Source organism: Acinetobacter lwoffii (genome assembly GCF_019048525.1).
Lineage (GTDB): Bacteria > Pseudomonadota > Gammaproteobacteria > Pseudomonadales > Moraxellaceae > Acinetobacter > Acinetobacter lwoffii_K.
This window is the reverse complement of record NZ_CP077369.1, coordinates 2,829,855-2,848,179: the sequence shown is the minus strand read 5'-3', so window position 1 is coordinate 2,848,179 and position 18,325 is coordinate 2,829,855. Positions and strand designations below refer to the sequence as shown.

Below are 18,325 nucleotides of genomic sequence, written 5' to 3'. Positions count from 1 at the left end.
AAGCTAAGCCCTTATCGAAATCCCTCAATAAAGGCTTAGCTTTGTTTATTTTGGATAAGCAGCATCCACGCCTTTAACGAAATAATTCATACTCATCAATTGCGTATTTGAGAGATGTTTACCTTTTCCCAAAAGTAATGTTCCATCTTGTTTGTAAAGTGGTCCACTAAACACAATATATTGACCGTTACGAATTTTATCTCGGACTGCCAAAACCTTCATTTTTTCATTGTTAGAGACCATTGGACCAAAACCTGCTATATCGATGGCACCTTCCTTGACACCATACCATGTCGATCCCGACTTCCATATTTTGTTATGCACTTGCTGCAAAACAGGAGTATAGATTTTTTCCCAATATAACACTGATGCAGCTAGGTGACCTTTAGGAGCAAACTTACTCATATCTGAGTTCCAGCCAAAGCCAAATTTCCCTTTTTCCTGAGCAGCTTTAACTACAGCGGGTGAGTAGGTGACTTGTGATAATATATCAGCATTTTGCGATATTAATGCAAGTGCAGCCTCATGCTCTTTTCCTGAATCAAACCAAGTGTTAATCCAGACTATCTTGGTCTTAATTTTTGGATTTACAGATTGAGCCCCAAGTGTATAGGCATTGATGTCTCTAATGACTTCAGGAATTGGGAATGGTGCTACAACACCCAAACATTACTTTTAGTCTTATAGCCTGCCAATACCCCTTGCAAGTAAGAGCCTTCATAGGTTCGGATATCATAGACTCCCACATTTTTTGCAGTTTTATATCCGTTCGCATGCATAAAAATGGTGTTCGGGAACTGTTTAGCTACCTTTTCAATGGCATTCATATACCCGAAGGTAGTAGCAAATATAACCTTATTTCCTTGTTGTGCGAGTCTCCGAAATGTACGTTCAGAGTCGGCATTATCTAGAATATTCTCGATATAAGAGGTCTTAAATTTACCCTGTAAGGACTTTTCTGCTTTCAGACGACCTATATCGTGTGAATAAGACCAACCATAATCGTTTTTATGAGCGACATAGACAAAAGCCGCTTGATCAGCGGCCAATGCTGGATTGGCCCCACTGATGAGTAAAAGTCCTAAAAGACTGGCATTTACGAAAATATTTTTTAAATTAAGTAGGTTATTCATGCTGATTCTCTTTGAAGAGTATCAGTTGAATTTTGTTTTGCCATAAATATTGCCAGTCGCTCCTCATAAATCTCACGAATATAATGGGCAACACTGCAACTGTCGGCAAACATGTTGTATTTCCAATTTAAACCATACGACTCTAAATTGATATTATCAACAGTCATAAGTTGAACTTTAGAATTTGGATTGTTCAAGTAGCTATCAATGATTTTACGAATGACTTCTTTGGTTGGTGCAAGCTTATATGCATGCCAGAAGTCTGTATGCCATTCACCTTCCGTAGGTTGATTAAATGGATACTGAATTCCTCGGCCAGGACGATTTGTTCCTAAGCCATTATATGGTCCTGTTTCAAATGCTAACCAGTTAACTGGATTATTCGGGACTGCAGGACGGATCTGCCCCCATGTAACTAAATTTCGATTCAGCCAATCATCTGCAAAACTATCATTATTAAAAGGATCTAACTTTCTGATAGCTTCAGGATCATCACGCATTTGTGATACAGCAAGCTCAATTTCATTTTCAATTTTAAAAATACAATGGCTGTAATCCATTGCAAACTCAAACGGCACACCTTCTTTTTCTATAAGATCTGCCACCGGAATTACTCGACGATAATCTTCAGACCAGTTATCAACGTGGCACTCTAAGGTAACCGTTATTCCTTTACTTTGAGCGTAGGTGTAGAAATCGATATAAGTTTTAGCAACTTCTTCGTTCGTTACATAATGACCATCTGCATGTTTTGCCCAAATCATCATGTTGTGGAATTTGGCCCCTACAGCGGCACTACGATTAATATCCTGTTTGAATGCTTCCTCATCCTTGCCAATGACATATAAGCCACAACCAGAATAAATAGGGATATTTGTTTTCTGACTTGCCTTGATGTAAGCATCTATTTGACTATCTTCAAGAGGGATACGATCCAGAAAATCAAAGACCTCCGCAGCTTTTAGCATTTCGAACTGTTCGAGAATAGTAGGCTCATTCAGGCTTACTGGTCGTTCTTTTGATGAGTTTTGAATGCCTAAACCAGCACAACCTAGAGGAAACATTTTTTTCATAATTTTGATACCAACTGTTGAATAAATTAAACGGCTTCTTTTTTCGATGCGTAAGTTTTTTGATACATATAGGCTAGGTACTCACCTACAGTCATTTCTTTAGGTTCAGCCTTAAATTGATCACCTAAATTTTGCAGCGTTTTGATTTTGTATTCGTAATCCAAGTCAAAGAAGGTTGGAACCGAATAACGTGAGACACCTGCTTTACTATTGAAAACACGGTGCATATTTGAGAGGTAGAGTCCATTAGTCATGAATTGGACTAAATCACCGAGGTTTACGATAAAAGTATCTGGTATGTGAGGTGCACGTATCCATTCACCCTCACTATTGCGTACTTCTAGTCCACCTACTTCATCTTGCAATAAGAGCGTCAGTAACCCCCAATCAGTGTGCGCACCGCACCCTAGCTGATTGTTTACAATTTTTTCAGATTGAGGAGGATAGTGAAGCATACGGGTAATAATGACAGTTTCATCATAGCCTGCCTCGAAGTAGTTTTCTTCAAGCCCAAGAGAAAGTGCCAATAGGCCAGCTAGATGCTTACCCAGTTTTAAAGTCTGTTGAATATAGGTTTCGGTCTGGGTCTTCATTTCAGGAAGATCTTCAGGCCACTGATTCTGCCCATGTTGTGGATAGCTTTTTTGGACATATGGGTGACTTGAATCTAGATTTTTCCCTGACATGAACCCTTCTTTTAAGTCAGGAGGAGAGCCTTCATCAAGTGTTTGAGCTGCCATTGGTTCATAACCACGAAGGCATTTGGAGTTTTTGAAATCAACTTCTAGTTTCTTTTCAATCGGAAGGTCAAAAAACTGTTTTGCAATGTCTAATTGTTTTTGGAGAACTTCAGAAGCGATACCATGATTTTTAATATAGAAGAAACCTGTTGTTCTGCATGCTTTATGGATTTCCCACGCAACAGATTTCCGGTTTTCCAGGTTATCGGAAAAACTGTCGCTTAAGTCGATTACTGGAATACTTTTAGCCGTAGAAGGTGGTGTGTATGTCAACATTTTTGTGGCTCTTTGAACTTTGTTGTTATCAACTTAATGACAATTTAATTCCGTGCATAGCAGAGAATCTCGCTCAACTCGTTGCCAAAAAGGCAACACTAAATAAAGTCAGAGTAGTAATAGGAGTCCAAGTAATTCAGCATCAATTAAGAATTGTGATGAGTTATAAAATGCTAGTTATTCGTTAAGTTTAGATAAGAAGAACAATAATAAGAAAAGTGTTCTAAAAATTAGAAATACCATTCCTAAAGTCTTTAATAGACAGATAGAAAAGAAAAAGTCATGATGCAGCAATGCTAAGAAGTTTGAATTAATCAATAACTTATAAGAGGGGCAGCGCTAAAATGAATGCAATACCAGTTCTCAATTTATTCACTCAGCCACAATGTAGTCAATTTGACCCAAATGACTGGAATATTCTAGCGCAGCATTGGTATCCGGTAGTTCAAATCCAGGATGTAACGACTCAACCGCAGCAAGTTCAGCTTCTTGATGTCAAAATGGCTATTTATAAAACTGAAAGTGGAGAAATTCATCTGGTAAGAGATATCTGTCCACATCGAGGAGTGCCATTAAGTAAAGGATGGGTAGAAGGTGAAAATATTGTTTGTCCCTATCATGGGCTCAACTATAACGCACAAGGTAAGTGCGTAAAAATCCCTGCTCAACCAGAACTTACCCAAATTTCAGATCGGTTCACCTTAACTAAATTCCCTGTAGTTGAGAAATATGGACTAGTTTGGACCAGCTTATTTAGCCGTGATGAAAGTGAAGCTAATTTTCCAGTTCTTGAAACTTGGGATTCAGATGAACATCAATCAATACTCCCACCATTTGTTGATATAGCAGGTTCTAGTGGTCGTCAGCTTGAAGGTTTTATCGATGTGGCACATTTTGCCTGGGTGCATAACAAGGCATTCGCTGATCGTGATAATCCAGTAGTGCCAAAATATGAAACTGAAAGAACAGATTATGGACTTAAAACGATTTATATCTCTACAGTAAGTAACTTTCCTCATAGTTTGAGACATTTAGAGCCAGAGAATTTCTTATGGAAACGAGAATTTGATGTATATCCTCCATTCTCGGCAACACTTACTGTCTATTTTCCTAACAATGGGATTTTAAAAATTTTGAATGCTTGTTGTCCTGTTTCGCATAATCAAACCAGGCTATTTGTTCCGTTGACACGTAATTTTGATACGACGGGTGACCTACAGGCTGTATATGACTTCAATGCACAAATTTTTGCAGAGGATCAGGATATTGTTGAGAGTCAAAAACCGGAAGAACTTCCATTAGATGTTTCAATGGAGGCGCACTTTGCAGCAGACAAATCTTCAACGACATATAGACGGATATTGGCAGAATGGGGATTAAGTAAAAGATATGTGGTCTAGGGATATAAGATAACCTGATTCTCACGATTGGTTGAAATATAAGGGAAATAGTTTCCCTTATATTTTTAGAGATTGATTTCGCAGAAATACTAATATAAAAGTGACTAACCATTTATCGTAATTTCATTGTCTTAGCTTCTTCTAATTAATAAACTTGATTTTGTTACAATATCAAGTTTATACAGGGAGAGACATAGATGGTAAACCAGTATGGTGGAAGTAGAGAAGGGGCAGGACGTAAAGCTCTTTATGATGAACCTACAAAAGTTTTGCGTGTTCCAGAATCTCGTGTAGTTGAAATCAAGAACTATCTCGCAAACTCAAAGAAAGCCAAGTTCGACGATGTAGCTTCTATTACCTTGGTCAATCCAAGTACCGTTATGCATATCCCCTTGAACCGTACCGGGTTTGTCGGAGACTTTTTTATTTAAGTTAGGCCACCTGACCTAACGGGTTAATCTTATCATAGTACATTGCTTCAAACTCAAAAGGCGATACATAACCCAGTGCACTGTGTACACGCTTTTTATTGAACCAATCTACCCAGTTTAGTGTCGCAAGTTGTACATCTGCTAAACCTTGCCAATCTGCTTTTAAATATTCAATCACCTCTGTTTTGTATAAGCCATTCACCGTTTCAGCCAGAGCATTATCGTATGAATCACCAGTTGTACCGACTGATGCTCGTAAATTTGCAGCTTCTAAACGATTGGTATAGCGAATAGAAAGATATTGAACACCTCTATCGGAATGATGAATCACATTCTTTGGCATGCCTCGATCGTGCAATGCTTGCTCCAATGCATCGAGTACCATATCTGTATTCATCCGTGTAGATACTTTCCATCCAACAATTGCTCGTGAGAACACGTCATTAACAAATGCGGTATATACCCAGCCTGAATGAGTTTGAATATACGTAAAGTCACCCACCCATAGTTGGTTTGGATGATCAGCATTAAAATTACGTTTCACTAAATCATCTGCCCGTTTTTGGTCATCTCGGTTACGGGTGGTTTGTTTATTCTTACCACGCCAAACACCTTGTATACCTAGCTTTTGCATCAATCGAGCAACTGTACAACGTGCAATCACATAGCCTTCACGTTTCAGTTGTTGCCAGACCTTACGCACACCATACCGACCTGAACTTTCTTTCCAAATTCGCTTAATCTCCTCAGCATGCTGCAAGTCATGTAAATCTCGTTTCGCTCGATGTTCTGGATTTACTGTGAGATCTAAAGTCCGGTAATAGGTTGAAGCAGCGATCGGTAAAATCCTACAAATCGCCTCAACACCATATCGATCTTTATTGTTAAGGATAAAATCCACCATTATTTGTGTGGGCGGTCGAGCTCCGCCTGGGCGAAAAAAGCGGCTGCTTTACGTAGAATTTCATTGGCACGTTTTAATTCTTTAATTTCACGTTCCATTTGCTTCATTTTTTCTTGGTCAGATACCTGTTGTACTTTGGCGGGATTTTGTTGATCTAAGTATTTTTGATGCCAGGCACGAAGTGTTTCAGGAGTACAACCAATCTTAGGCGCAATTGCTGTGATTGCAGCCCAAGTAGAAGGATAGAGGTGGTCCCACTTGTTTGAACAACTAAAAGCTTATTTATAAGTGATATTCTGCTCTAGTTAAGCTACCTTATTTTGTTGTGGTAGCTGGTCATAGTAAAACTCATCTGGAGTCATTTTGTCCAGACTCGAATGAGGTCGTTTCAAATTATAAAATTCAAAATATGCGTTTAATTGCTTCTTCGCATCCAAAACATTGCTGTAGGCTTTGAGATAAACCTCCTCATATTTAACGCTCCGCCATAATCGTTCAATCATCACATTATCGACCCAACGACCTTTACCGTCCATGCTGATTTGGATGTCATTTGATTTTAACACTTCAATAAACGCATCACTGGTAAATTGACTGCCTTGGTCTGTATTAAAGATTTCAGGTCGACCATATTTTTCAATAGCTTCATTTAATGTTTCTATACAAAATGCAACCTCCATACTAATCGATACGCTATGGGCAAGCACCTTACGGCTGTACCAATCAATCACAGCACATAAGTAGACAAAGCCTTTTGCCATAGGGATATACGTTATATCCGTTGCCCACACTTGATTACTCCGTTGAATATTCAATCCTTTGAGCAGATATGGATATTTACGGTGAGCTTGATTGGCCTGACTTAGATTTGGTTTACGATATAACGCATTAATGCCCATTTTTTTCATTAAAGTACGTGTATGACGTCGTCCTATATGATGTCCTTGACGGTTCAATAAATCACGCATCATACGGCTACCTGCAAAAGGGTATTGCATATGTAATTCATCAATACAGCGCATCAGCTTCAGATCTGATGCACTCACAGGTTTTGGGCGATAGTAATAACAACCACGGGAGACTTTCAGTAGCTTAGCTTGCTTAGATACTGAAATCTGAAGTGAGTCGTCGATTAACTTTTGTGGTTGAAGCGGCCCAGTTTCTTCAACACACCTTCTAAAAAATCAATTTCTAATGCCTGCTCACCGATTTTTGCATGTAGTTTTTTTAGATCAATGGGTGGTTCTGCTGGAGCTTTTGATTGATCGAAGGCTTGCGAGGAAGCCGAAATCAATTGATTTTTCCAGTCAATAATTTGGTTTTGATGAACATCAAATTCAGCACTCAATTCAGCAAGTGTTTTTTCTGCTTTAATCGCAGCAAGTGCTACCTTAGCTTTAAAATCATTTGAATGATTTCTTCTTGGTCTACGTGTCATAAAATACTCCATATATTGATGTTTATAACATCATTTGGGGAGCAAAATATCACTTATAGGTGTTGTTCAAATTTCCTGATCCACCTCTGATAATCTTTTTCAGATTCAATCAATAATTGAACCGCTCTTTCTCTAATTTCGGGGGTATAGTTTGGTTTTGTCATCGGGATAGTCTCTCAGAATATTGACTCTCCGACAAACCTGGTACGGTTCACTCCTTATTTTTTTAATGTATATAGAGACATGCTTAAAAAGTTAATTTCAAAAAAAAGATCAAGAAAATGGTTATAAATGTGAGTGGTTTTTGATGAATTTGAATTCTTTTTAAACTAGGCTAAGGGTTTGCTTAGATAGATTTTTTTATTTAAGTTATTGATTCTTTGTTTTTGAATGTGACTGGTTTAACTGTGTTTTGTATTTTTCTTATTTTATTTATACGGAAGAGCGGCCAAGATTGAGTCCATCGGAAACTGATGATGGGACGTTCATTATGTTCAGTTTTAGCTAGGGTAAATGCGCATTTAGTTAGGCATAGATATTAACAAAGAACTGGCAACTAACATGAGAGCTGTGCCATATTTGGATCTAAAGATTTTGGTATTTTGACTAGATTTTTATATGACGGCGGCACAACACATAGCTAGATGAGGATAATAAATAATGAATTATTCCGAAAATGATAGTCCGATATATATTGCGTCAGTAATAGGTGAGCGCCTAAAACGCATCCGATTGAATCAAGATATGACACAAGCGGAGATTGCTAATAAAGCTTGGATTAGTCGGAGAGCTGTCCTTAATGCGGAGAAAGGCGACGTTCGACTAGTAGAGCTGATCGCTATTTTAGGTGCGCTCAATATGTTGGGTAATCTAGATCAATTGATACCTGAAGTATCATTTTCACCGATACAGTTGCTTAAGCTCAAAGGTAAAGTTCGCAAAAAAGCCTCAGGTAATAATAAACGAACTCAAAAACTGGTTATAAAGACCGCAAAGCCAGAATTAGATTGGTGATATACCTTCACGATAAAGAGCTTGATAGGTTTGAGGGAGTACCAAAATGGTATGGACAGACGTGAAGGGCTTACTAGAACAAACTTTTAATGATCGGTGTATTTTATATCAACCTTCAATCTGTCCCACTGCTCATCGTTGAGCATAAATCTAAAAATTTCTTTATTTTCAATAATATAGGACTTACGCATTGACGGATTCAAAAAAGTATTAAAATACTTTATAAAGTATCTGTGATCAGACGAATTAAACATGCTTCTACAGCAACTTGTACATTACCCATTTATATGGGCTTTCTCATGACAGAACCGAACTCTATTAGCTGCACACAACTTGCCGAGACTTATAATATCTCGCATGATAGTGTAAATCGCTTTCTAGAGCGTGAAGACTACACACCTCACGACCTATATCAAGAATCAATTCAACATATTGATAATAATAAACTTATAGTCAGTATTGATGATACTGTTTTAGATAAACCATATAGTCAACATATGGACTTGGTTAGCTATTTTTGGTCAGGCAAACACCACCGATCCGTCAAGGGTATTAATCTCATTACCTTGTATGCGACAGATCAAAATGGTCAAAATATTCCAATTAATTTCCGAATTTATGACAAATCTGAAAGTAAAACCAAGAATGATTACTTTATGGATATGTTAAGTGAAGTACTCAGTTGGGGTGCAAAGATTCAATTTATTACAGGTGATAGTTGGTATTCATCGACTGGAAATCTAAAAACCATAAGAAAATATGGTATTCGATTTATGTTTGGTATCGACTGTAACCGTAAGGTTTCCCCAGAAAAAGGACAATGGTTTCAACTGCGTTTATTGCCAGATTTCCATCAGGGTCAAGTGGTCTGGCTCAAAGATTTTGGCTTTGTACAATTATTTAAGACTCAGTTAAAAGAACAGCAGAGGTTTTATATTGTGCATCAAGATGAAGATGATTTATTGTCCTTTGAAGGTTTTCATGAATTACATTCAAGTCATTGGAAAATAGAGCAATATCACCGGGTGATTAAACAAGTTTGTCATATTGAAAAGTTTCAAGTAAGACGATCTAAACTGATTTTGAATCATATTTTTTCAGCCTTGATGGCCTACGTTGAGATACAAAAGAACCAGTTTGAGCGGATCTTTGAAAATATATATCGTTGGCAGAAGAAATTATTTAGACCAATGATCAAAAACTTCATTGATGACTTTATTCTCGATAAAAATCATCTGCTACCACAGAGAATCTATAAATAATAGTGCGTAAGTCCTAATGTATATCGTTGGCAGAAGAAATTATTTAGACCAGTTATCAAAAACTTCATTGATGACTTTATTCTCGATAAAAATCATCTGCTACCACAGAGAATCTATAAATAATAGTGCGTAAGTCCTATAATACTTAAAAAACTCATAGGCATACTAATTAATATTCTTTTGTACAGTCTATCTCTAGCAAAACATGTTGTAAATCAGGCACAATGAAACTATAAATTTCAAGTTTTTATAGCCTGAGTGCTAGCGGTATTTTTTAATGACAAATAATAATTTTTCACAAGTAGCAGCTTTTATCTGGTCGGTGGCAGATTTGCTGCGTGGTGACTTCAAACAATCGCAATACGGTCGTGTCATTCTCCCATTTACGCTGTTGCGCCGTTTAGAGTGTGTACTTGAAGACAGTAAGGCAGATGTATTGGCAGCCAATGAAAAAGTGAAACTCATGCCGCTGCCAGAAGAAGCCAAAGAAAAAATGCTGCTAAAGGCAACCAATGGCCTGTCATTTTTTAATACCTCCGAGCTGGATTTAGGCAGCCTGGGTCAAAAAGACATTCGTTCAAACCTCAATACTTATATTCAAAACTTCTCCAAAGATGCACGTGAAATCTTTGAACACTTCAAGTTCGATGAATTTATTGGTCTCCTGGATGATGCCAATTTGCTTTACAAAGTCGTTCAATATTTTTCAGATCCTAAAATTGATCTCAGTCCAAAAAATATATCTAACCATGAAATGGGCTTGGTGTTTGAAGAGCTGATCCGCCGTTTTGCTGAAGGTTCAAATGAAACTGCAGGGGAACACTTTACCCCACGTGACATCGTTCGTTTAACCACAGGTCTGGTATTCAGTAAGGATGATGATGTGCTGAGTGGTGACGGTATTATTCGGACCATTTACGATCCTACGGCGGGTACGGGTGGGTTTTTATCCTCAGGTTCGGAATATGTCTATGAGCATAACCCTGATGCGGTAATGCGCGTTTTTGGGCAGGAGTTAAACCCAGAGTCTTATGCGATCTGTAAAGCGGATATGCTGATTAAAGGTCAGGACGTGCGTAATATCAAATTGGGTAATACGCTATCCAATGACCAGTTGGCCTATGAGAAGTTTGACTACATGCTATCGAATCCGCCATTTGGGGTGGACTGGAAAAAGATCGAATCAGACATCAAAGACGAGCATGAGCAAAAAGGTTTTGAAGGTCGTTTTGGTGCAGGCTTGCCACGTGTATCGGATGGTTCTTTGCTGTTCCTGATGCATCTGATCAGCAAGATGCGCAATAAAGACGACAGCACGGCGCAAGGCAGTCGTATTGGTATTATCTTGAATGGTTCGCCGTTGTTTACAGGCAGTGCGGGCAGTGGTGAAAGTGAAATCCGCCGTTATATTTTAGAAGCAGATTTGTTGGAAGCGATTATCGCGCTACCCACCGATATGTTCTATAACACCGGTATTGCGACCTATGTTTGGGTACTCAGCACCAAAAAAGAGACTCAACGTAAGGGCAAAGTACAGCTGATTGATGGGAGTAACCTGTACAGCAAAATGCGTAAGTCGCTTGGCTCTAAGCGTAATGAAATGAGCGAAGATGATATCGCGATGATTACCCGCAGTTATGGTGACTTTGAAGTGACGGATGCACGTGAACTGGATAAACCTACAGAGGTTAAATCTAATCGTGGTCGTCAATCGGCTAATCCTAAAAATGAAGCTGCTAAAACCTTTTCTAGCAAAATCTTTAATAGCTACGAGTTTGGCTACCGCCGTGTGACCATTGAGCGTCCATTGCGTTTATCTGCTCAGGTGAGTGACGACGCCGTCGCATCGTTACGTTTTGCACCGAAGCCTTTTAATGCAGTGATGCAAAAAGTGTATGCGCAATACGCTACAACGTGGACAGAAGACAGCTATGGTCAGCTTGACGAGTTTGAGGTGGAAATCCGTGCGCTGATTAAAGCTGAATTTAGCGAGCTGAAAGAAAAAGATATCAAGACCGTGCTTGAGCCAAAACTGTGGTTAGAACAGCGTTTATTGATGCGTAAAGCTGAAAGCCTGCAAACCAAGATTGGTACAGCGCAATGTGATGACTTTAATGCCTTTGATGATGTACTAAAGCAAGCGTTAAAAGATGCCAATGTGAAGCTTGAGACTAAAGAGAAGAAGCAATTTATTGATGCCATTACCTGGAAGAATGCTGATGCTGAGCCAGTTGTGAACAAAGTGGTGAAAGGCGCAGAAAATCCGCTATATGGTCAGTTTAGCTATAAAGGCAAAGTGGTTGAGTTTGTACAGGATGGTGATTTGCGTGATGCGGAGAACATTGCCCTTGACCCAAGCCAAAGCACCACCGATTTAATCGAGTCTTACTTTAAGCGTGAGGTGCAACCGCATGTACCTGATGCATGGATTAATGCCGATAAGCGTGATGCACAAGATAGCGAAATAGGCATTGTGGGTTATGAAATTCCGTTTAACCGTCACTTTTATGTCTATGAACCGCCACGTGATTTAAGTGAGATTGATGCAGATTTGGATGCAGTCAGCCGTGAAATTATGGCTCTTCTGCAAGAGGTGCATTCTTAATGGCTAAATATGAGAAATATGCTGAGTATCAAGATTCAGGCTTAGAATGGCTAGGTAGTATTCCTAGCCATTGGGAAGTATGGAAATTAAATCATTTTGCACCAATTATTACATGTGGTGTTGCTGCTACTCCTGAATATAAAAATGAGGGTATTCCGTTTTTATCAGCGCAAAATGTCAAAAAGAAAAAAGTTGATTTGACTAAAGGCTATAAATTTATATCCCAAGAAAAACACAATGAACTTACACGTAATAGAAAACCACAAAAAGGTGACATTCTCTTAAGCCGAGTGGGTACTATTGGTGAAGGCTGTATTATTGATGTTGATTTTGAATTTTCTATCTTTGTAAGTTTGACTCACCTACGACTAATCCAACTGGTTTGTGTAAACGAGTTTTTTATTTATTTAACTGAATCAAGTTATGTCAAAGCCTTGCATGGAGCAGTTACCTTAGTAGGTGGAGGAGTTGGAAACCTAAATGTTAATGATTTGAGAGAGTATTTATTGCCGATACCTCAATTGTCTGAGCAACAAAGCATAGTTAATTTCCTCGACCATGAAACCGCAAAAATTGAAACTTTAATTGCTAAACAAGAAAAGCTGATTGAACTGCTTAAAGAAAAGCGTCAAGCAGTGATTAGTCATGCAGTGACCAAAGGTTTAAATCCTGATGTCAGCATGAAAGATTCAGGTGTGGAATGGTTAGGGGAAGTGCCTGAGCATTGGACAGTCAAACCCAATAAATACCTTTTGGATTTTGTTACAAGTGGTTCTCGTGGATGGGCACAATATTATGCTGATACAGGATCATTATTTTTTCGTATAGCTAACTTAACACGAGATACTATCGAGCCTAAATTAGAATCTTTACAGTTTGTTGAACCACCACAAGGCAGTGAAGGTGAACGATCAAAGATTAAAGTCGGTGATTTACTTATTTCTATTACGGCAGATTTAGGTTCTGTTTGCGTAGCAGATACATCTATTGGAAATGGTTATGTTAGTCAGCATATTGCATTATGCAGACCACAAAAATTATATGATTCTAGATGGTTGGCATATTACATATTATCTGACACTGCTAAAGAGCAACTTTTAGGCTCAGGATATGGCGGTACTAAAATTCAATTGAGCCTAGAAGATATTAAAGAACTCGTTGTTGTAGTTCCTTCTCAAGAAGAGCAAAGAGAAATTGCTAACTATATTGATGACAAATTAAATCAATTTGAGCATCTCATAAATCAAGCATATAAGTTTGTGGGTACATTAAGGGAACGCCGTATAGCTCTTATTTCATCTGCGGTGACAGGCAAGATTGATGTTCGTAACTGGCAACACCCCAATGAAGCCAAAACGGGGATAAGCTCGTGAGTATGCTGAGCTGCCTCAAACCAATGCGTACTCCAGCAGATACAAAAAATCATTGCATAAATAATTGCAATGATTCACTATATGCTCAACAACACCCGACAAGGCTAGGCAAGCAATTGCATCCTCAAACTGTCGGGTTACTTGTTTCTAGCGCCCTAAAAAATATAAAAATAGGGGCAAGCCATCTATGAAATCTTTTAACAAGCCTGCCAAAACTTTTGCTGAACAAATCGAATTATTAAAAGCGCGTGGCATGCAATTTGCCAATGAACAACAGGCACAATTTTACCTAGAGCAAATCAATTATTATCGCTTAGGTGCCTATTGGCTTCCATTTGAAGATACCCACTCACCACATTGCTTTAAACCAGAGACCAGTTTTGAACAGGTTTTAGAGTTATATGTTTTTGATCGTGAATTAAGGTTACTCATCCTGGATGCCATAGAACGCCTGGAAGTTGCCGTTCGGACCCGTTTTGCCTATGAATTGGCACATCGGCATGGTTGTCACGCCTATCTGCAAGGTCAGTACTTTAAACCCACCTTTAGATGGCAAAGCTTACTCGAATCACTGAAAACTGAAGTGTCCCGCGCAGATGAAGTCTTTATAGAACACTATAAACACACCTATGATGAGCCTGAATTACCACCAATCTGGGCCACCTGCGAAGTCATGAGTTTTGGTCAACTGTCCAAATGGTATCAGCTCTTGGCACCGATTCAGACACGTAAAGCCATTTCCAGTCATTTTGATTGCGATGAAACACAGTTTGAAGGCTTATTACAGCATTTTGTCTACTTAAGAAATACCTGTGCTCATCATTCAAGACTATGGAACCGCAAATTCACCAAAACCATCGCCAAGCCACGCAGTAAACCGATAGGGCTTCGGGTGCAATGCAATTTTGAACATAGCAACTCGGCAGAGCGAAAGATTTATAACAGTCTGGTATTTCTGCTTTATTTCATGGACAAAATCGCCCCGCAGCATACATGGCGTAAACGTCTGATTGATCTACTTTTGACACATCACAACATATCAAAAACAGCGATGGGCTTCCCTGAAGATTGGCAAAGCTATCCAGTTTGGCAAATAGAACCGTAATAAAGAAATTTGGGTATTTAGGGGTAGGGGAAACATGAGATCGGATGCAACTTTAGAAACTATCTTCCAGAAAGATATTATTGCGCAAATGCAAAGCCATGGTTGGCTTGTTGGTTCAGGTATAGGCTATAACCGTGAAAAAGCTTTGTATGAACAGGATGTTTTAGACTTTGTGCAAAAGACCCAAGACAAAGAGTGGCAGAAGTTTAAAAACATCTTCCCGAATGATACCGAACGCCATTTTTTAGATACCGTGGTGGCTCAGCTTAAAAAAGCTGACATCAATGCCACCGATGTCGAATCTCGCAGTTATGGCACATTGGGCGTATTACGGCATGGTATCCGTACCCGTGGGGTACGTTTCTCATTTTGCCAGTTTAAACCTGAGCATGGCTTAAACCCTGAACTGAATCAACGCTATCAGCAAAACATCTGCCGTGTCGTGCCTGAACTGGTGTATAGCCCATATACATCCAAAGCCGAATTAGAGGCAACAGGCAAGCAAGCCAAAAAATGGCGGATTGACCTGGTGCTGTTTATCAATGGCTTCCCTGTGGCAACTCTGGAGCTCAAGTCCGAGTTCAAACAGGCTGTGCAAAATGCCACGACACAGTACCGAAAAAACCGACTGCCCAAAGACCCTGAAACCAATAAGCCTGAACCGTTGCTGATGTTTAAACGCGGTGCATTGGTGCATTTTGCGGTAAGCCAGTATGAAGTCTACATGGCGACGCATTTGAATGGTGACAGCACCTACTTCCTGCCATTTAACAAAGGCACTAAAGATCAAGGTGCAGGTAATGATGTGCCTGAAGATGTCAATGAATACGCCACAGGCTATTTATGGAATGAAGTCTTAACCCCGGATAGCTTGCTGAATATTTTGGGTAACTTCATTCATTTACAGATTGAAGAAAAGGAAGACTGGGAAGGGCGCAAATATAAAAAAGAAAGCCTGATTTTCCCCCGTTATCACCAATGGAAAGTGGTGAATAACTTAGTTCAAGATTCATTGGCAGAAGGCACAGGGCAAAAATACCTGATTCAGCACAGTGCCGGTTCAGGGAAATCCAACTCGATTGCATGGACGGCGCATCAACTATCCAGTCTGTATGATGCCAACAATAAAAAGATGTTTGATTCGGTGATTGTGGTGACAGACCGAACCATTCTGGATGCACAGCTTCAGGATACGATCTACCAGTTTGAACATGCCGATGGCGTCGTGGGGCGGATTAACAATAAAGAAGGTGATGGCTCTAAATCCGAGAAACTAGCCAAAGCCTTGGAAATGGCGCAGCCGATCATTATTGTCACCATTCAGACCTTCCCGTTTGTACTGCGTGCTATTGAAAACAGTACCAGCTTAAAAGAACGTAAATACGCCGTCATTGCCGATGAAGCCCATTCATCGCAAAGCGGTTCCACGGCGCGTCAGCTCAAAGAAACCCTGATGATTGAAGAGCGTGAAGAAGATGAACAGCTTTCTTCTGAAGATGTACTCGATGCAGTGATGGCATCACGTAAGGGCAGTGCAAACTTAAGCTTCTATGCCTTTACTGCAACACCAAAGGATAAAACCTTACAACTGTTTGGGCGCTTGCCCGATCCAAGTATGCCGCCGTCTAAAACCAATATTCCTGTGGCATACCATGTCTATTCCATGCGCCAAGCGATTGAAGAAGGCTTTATTCTGGATGTACTCAAGAATTACACCAACTATAAAGTCATCTACAAGCTCAAGCAGAAGATCGAAGAAAAAGATGCTCAGGTCGATGCCAAGAAAGCCAAGACCAAGCTGAATCAGTGGGTACGCTTACACGATCATAATATCTCGCAAAAAGTGCATATCATCATTGAGCATTTTAAGAAAAATATTATGGGTTTACTCGGTGGGCAAGCCAAAGCCATGGTGGTGACCAGTTCTCGTAAAGAAGCGGTACGCTATAAACAAGCCTTTGATAAATACATTGCTGAACAGAACTATGCCAACATTCAAGCCATGGTGGCATTCTCAGGCGATGTAGAATTTAATGCCAATGATGCAGACAGTAGTCATCTGTTAGGTCAGAAATTTACTGAAAGCAATATGAATCCGAATCTGAAAGGTCGTGAGATGCGTAAGGCATTCGATAGCGATGACTTTCAGGTGATGATTGTAGCGAATAAATTCCAGACCGGCTTTGACCAGCCGAAACTGTGTGCCATGTATGTCGATAAGAAATTGGGTGGCGTGGAATGCGTACAGACCTTATCGCGCTTAAACCGTACCTATCCGGGTAAAGCGGAGTCAGGCACCTTTGTGCTCGACTTCTTTAACGATCCACAAGACATTCTCGATGCTTTCCAACCGTATTATCAAACGGCAGAACTGGCGGATGTATCCAATCCCGATCAGGTTTATGATCTGTTTGAAAAGCTGAAAGCCGCAGGTATTTTCCTCTGGACTGAGGTAGAACAGTTCGTTGAGGCCTTCTACAGCAAAAATAAATCCAGTGCAGCCCTCGCGAACATCTGTAAGCCAGCTCTACAGCGTTGGCAGATGCGTTATAAGCAAGCTATTTATGACTATGATGTCACCAAGAACCGTTTAGAACGCTGTAAACAGACAGGTGACGCCGTACTGATAGCCAATGCTGAAAATGAGTTTGCAGAAGCGAAGAAAGCCCGTGATGCTCTGGAAATCTTCAAAAAGGACTTAGGTAGCTTTACCCGTTTCTATGAGTTTATGTCTCAGATCGTGGAGTATGACGATCAAGAACTTGAGAAGCTCAGTCTTTTTGCGCGTAACCTACGCCCAATGCTGCGTGAACAAGCAGCAGATGAAGATGAGATTGATCTGAGCAATGTGGCGATGAGCCATTACCGCTTGTCTAAGCTTCGTCAGCAGGATATTCAGCTTAAAGCAGACAGTACTGAGCATAAACTTGAACCTGGGAATGATTTGGGTACAGCCAAGGCGAAAGACAAGAAAGAAGACTTCCTGTCAGTGATTTTAAGCCGTGTGAATGAGATCTTTATCACGGATAAGCTGACCGATAAAGACATGATTAATTATGTGCATACCGTGGCAGATAAGATGTCTGAGAACGTACGGATGATGAAGCAGATCCAAAACAATACCCGTGAACAAGCGATGCTCGGTGAGTTTGATACAGCATTGGATGACGCCGTATTGGATAGTAATGAAGCTCATGCGGAGCAAATGACACAGCTCATGAGCGATCCTGCAAAGATGAGGCAGTTTGCGCATATTATTTATGATGTGTTGGTGAGTAAGGAAAAGGATTTAAGAAGTTAAAGGAACACAGGTTCGGGTAACGCATGCAACAGTTAAAATCAGCAATAACTTCACTGAATGTATACCCATCCAGTAACTTTTAGGGCGATTGCTTTATATGATTCACCATTATGAAGGATGTAAGAAGTGATTTCACCTGAAGAAGAATTTGTCACGTTGATTGAACAGTTTACGATTAAAAATACCAATGATGGGTTGCTGTTCTAAGAGAACTTTAAAGTTTTTACAGATTGTCCGTATAGCCTTGCTAAGGCTTGGAGGAAGTTAAAA

Annotated in this window: 11 protein-coding genes, 2 pseudogenes and 1 other annotated feature; of the genes and pseudogenes, 8 read left to right on the top strand and 5 right to left on the bottom strand. The window is 39.7% G+C overall.

Annotated elements, in window-relative coordinates; genetic code table 11:
* Nucleotides 1–45: 45 nt before the first annotated feature.
* The 3 genes and pseudogenes from I6L24_RS16830 to I6L24_RS13360 all read right to left on the bottom strand — a co-directional run bounded on the left by I6L24_RS16830 (nt 46) and on the right by I6L24_RS13360 (nt 3,222).
* A pseudogene (locus I6L24_RS16830) lies at nt 46–1,133 on the bottom strand (BMP family ABC transporter substrate-binding protein).
* Entirely contained in the window at nt 1,130–2,206 is a 1,077-nt protein-coding gene (locus tag I6L24_RS13365; RefSeq protein WP_000738084.1) for an apurinic/apyrimidinic endonuclease family protein, read from the bottom strand. Before I6L24_RS13365 ends, I6L24_RS16830 begins: the two are co-directional and overlap by 4 nt.
* 26 nt (nt 2,207–2,232) lie before the next feature.
* Nucleotides 2,233–3,222: an isopenicillin N synthase family dioxygenase gene (locus I6L24_RS13360; RefSeq protein WP_005090782.1), complete on the bottom strand. Its 990-nt coding sequence runs from the start codon at nt 3,220–3,222 to the stop codon at nt 2,233–2,235.
* Between the two features lie 344 nt (nt 3,223–3,566).
* On the opposite strand from I6L24_RS13360, the gene I6L24_RS13355 reads away from it, so the two are divergent.
* Together I6L24_RS13355 and I6L24_RS13350 are read left to right on the top strand one after the other, a co-directional pair.
* Nucleotides 3,567–4,622, top strand: a complete 1,056-nt coding sequence (locus I6L24_RS13355) for an aromatic ring-hydroxylating oxygenase subunit alpha (protein ID WP_000991568.1) — start codon at nt 3,567–3,569, stop codon at nt 4,620–4,622.
* 197 nt (nt 4,623–4,819) lie between these two features.
* Nucleotides 4,820–5,053 carry a hypothetical protein gene (locus tag I6L24_RS13350; RefSeq protein ID WP_005265709.1) on the top strand — a complete coding sequence of 78 codons (234 nt, stop codon included), beginning with the start codon at nt 4,820–4,822 and terminating at the stop codon, nt 5,051–5,053.
* A 1-nt stretch (nt 5,054) separates the two neighbouring features.
* Here I6L24_RS13350 and I6L24_RS13345 read toward each other — a convergent pair.
* Together I6L24_RS13345 and I6L24_RS13340 are read right to left on the bottom strand one after the other, a co-directional pair.
* Nucleotides 5,055–6,202 (bottom strand): annotated as a pseudogene (locus I6L24_RS13345) (IS3 family transposase); the annotation flags it as partial.
* Nucleotides 5,883–5,999 (bottom strand) — a sequence feature (AL1L pseudoknot). Its footprint overlaps the pseudogene before it by 117 nt.
* A gap of 60 nt (nt 6,203–6,262) precedes the next feature.
* Nucleotides 6,263–7,395, bottom strand: a protein-coding gene (locus I6L24_RS13340; RefSeq protein ID WP_227548722.1) for an IS3 family transposase whose coding sequence is annotated in 2 segments (ribosomal slippage) — nt 6,263–7,143 and nt 7,143–7,395 — 1,134 coding nt in all. Because the reading frame shifts where the segments join, the coding sequence is not laid out codon by codon here.
* A 660-nt stretch (nt 7,396–8,055) separates the two neighbouring features.
* Here I6L24_RS13340 and I6L24_RS13335 point away from each other — a divergent pair.
* The 6 genes from I6L24_RS13335 to I6L24_RS13305 all read left to right on the top strand — a co-directional run bounded on the left by I6L24_RS13335 (nt 8,056) and on the right by I6L24_RS13305 (nt 18,055).
* The gene (locus tag I6L24_RS13335; RefSeq protein WP_005103547.1) at nt 8,056–8,409 is read left to right on the top strand and encodes a helix-turn-helix domain-containing protein; all 354 of its coding nucleotides are present in this window, start codon (nt 8,056–8,058) and stop codon (nt 8,407–8,409) included.
* A 233-nt stretch (nt 8,410–8,642) separates the two neighbouring features.
* Nucleotides 8,643–9,671, top strand: coding sequence for an IS701 family transposase (locus I6L24_RS13330; protein WP_080632252.1), 1,029 nt, complete (start codon nt 8,643–8,645; stop codon nt 9,669–9,671).
* A gap of 277 nt (nt 9,672–9,948) precedes the next feature.
* A complete protein-coding gene (locus I6L24_RS13320) occupies nt 9,949–12,276 on the top strand; it encodes a type I restriction-modification system subunit M (RefSeq protein WP_216986181.1) in 2,328 nt (775 codons plus the stop codon).
* The gene (locus tag I6L24_RS13315) at nt 12,276–13,649 is read left to right on the top strand and encodes a restriction endonuclease subunit S (protein ID WP_216986180.1); all 1,374 of its coding nucleotides are present in this window, start codon (nt 12,276–12,278) and stop codon (nt 13,647–13,649) included. Before I6L24_RS13320 ends, I6L24_RS13315 begins: the two co-directional genes overlap by 1 nt.
* 187 nt (nt 13,650–13,836) lie before the next feature.
* Nucleotides 13,837–14,754 carry an Abi family protein gene (locus tag I6L24_RS13310; protein WP_216986179.1) on the top strand — a complete coding sequence of 306 codons (918 nt, stop codon included), beginning with the start codon at nt 13,837–13,839 and terminating at the stop codon, nt 14,752–14,754.
* 34 nt (nt 14,755–14,788) lie between these two features.
* Nucleotides 14,789–18,055 (top strand): type I restriction endonuclease subunit R, encoded by a 3,267-nt coding sequence (locus I6L24_RS13305; protein WP_216986178.1) that lies wholly within the window; start codon nt 14,789–14,791, stop codon nt 18,053–18,055.
* The last annotated feature ends 270 nt before the right edge of the window (nt 18,056–18,325 follow it).

Excerpts from the sequence above, each read along its gene's own strand:
- I6L24_RS13305 (WP_216986178.1), top strand. The coding sequence starts at position 14,789 with ATGAGATCGGATGCAACTTTAGAAACTATCTTCCAGAAAGATATTATT.
- I6L24_RS13335 (WP_005103547.1), top strand. The coding sequence starts at position 8,056 with ATGAATTATTCCGAAAATGATAGTCCGATATATATTGCGTCAGTAATA.
- I6L24_RS13355 (WP_000991568.1), top strand. The coding sequence starts at position 3,567 with ATGAATGCAATACCAGTTCTCAATTTATTCACTCAGCCACAATGTAGT.
- I6L24_RS13320 (WP_216986181.1), top strand. The coding sequence starts at position 9,949 with ATGACAAATAATAATTTTTCACAAGTAGCAGCTTTTATCTGGTCGGTG.
- I6L24_RS13350 (WP_005265709.1), top strand. The coding sequence starts at position 4,820 with ATGGTAAACCAGTATGGTGGAAGTAGAGAAGGGGCAGGACGTAAAGCT.
- I6L24_RS13310 (WP_216986179.1), top strand. The coding sequence starts at position 13,837 with ATGAAATCTTTTAACAAGCCTGCCAAAACTTTTGCTGAACAAATCGAA.
- I6L24_RS13365 (WP_000738084.1), bottom strand. The coding sequence starts at position 2,206 with ATGAAAAAAATGTTTCCTCTAGGTTGTGCTGGTTTAGGCATTCAAAAC.
- I6L24_RS13315 (WP_216986180.1), top strand. The coding sequence starts at position 12,276 with ATGGCTAAATATGAGAAATATGCTGAGTATCAAGATTCAGGCTTAGAA.
- I6L24_RS13360 (WP_005090782.1), bottom strand. The coding sequence starts at position 3,222 with ATGTTGACATACACACCACCTTCTACGGCTAAAAGTATTCCAGTAATC.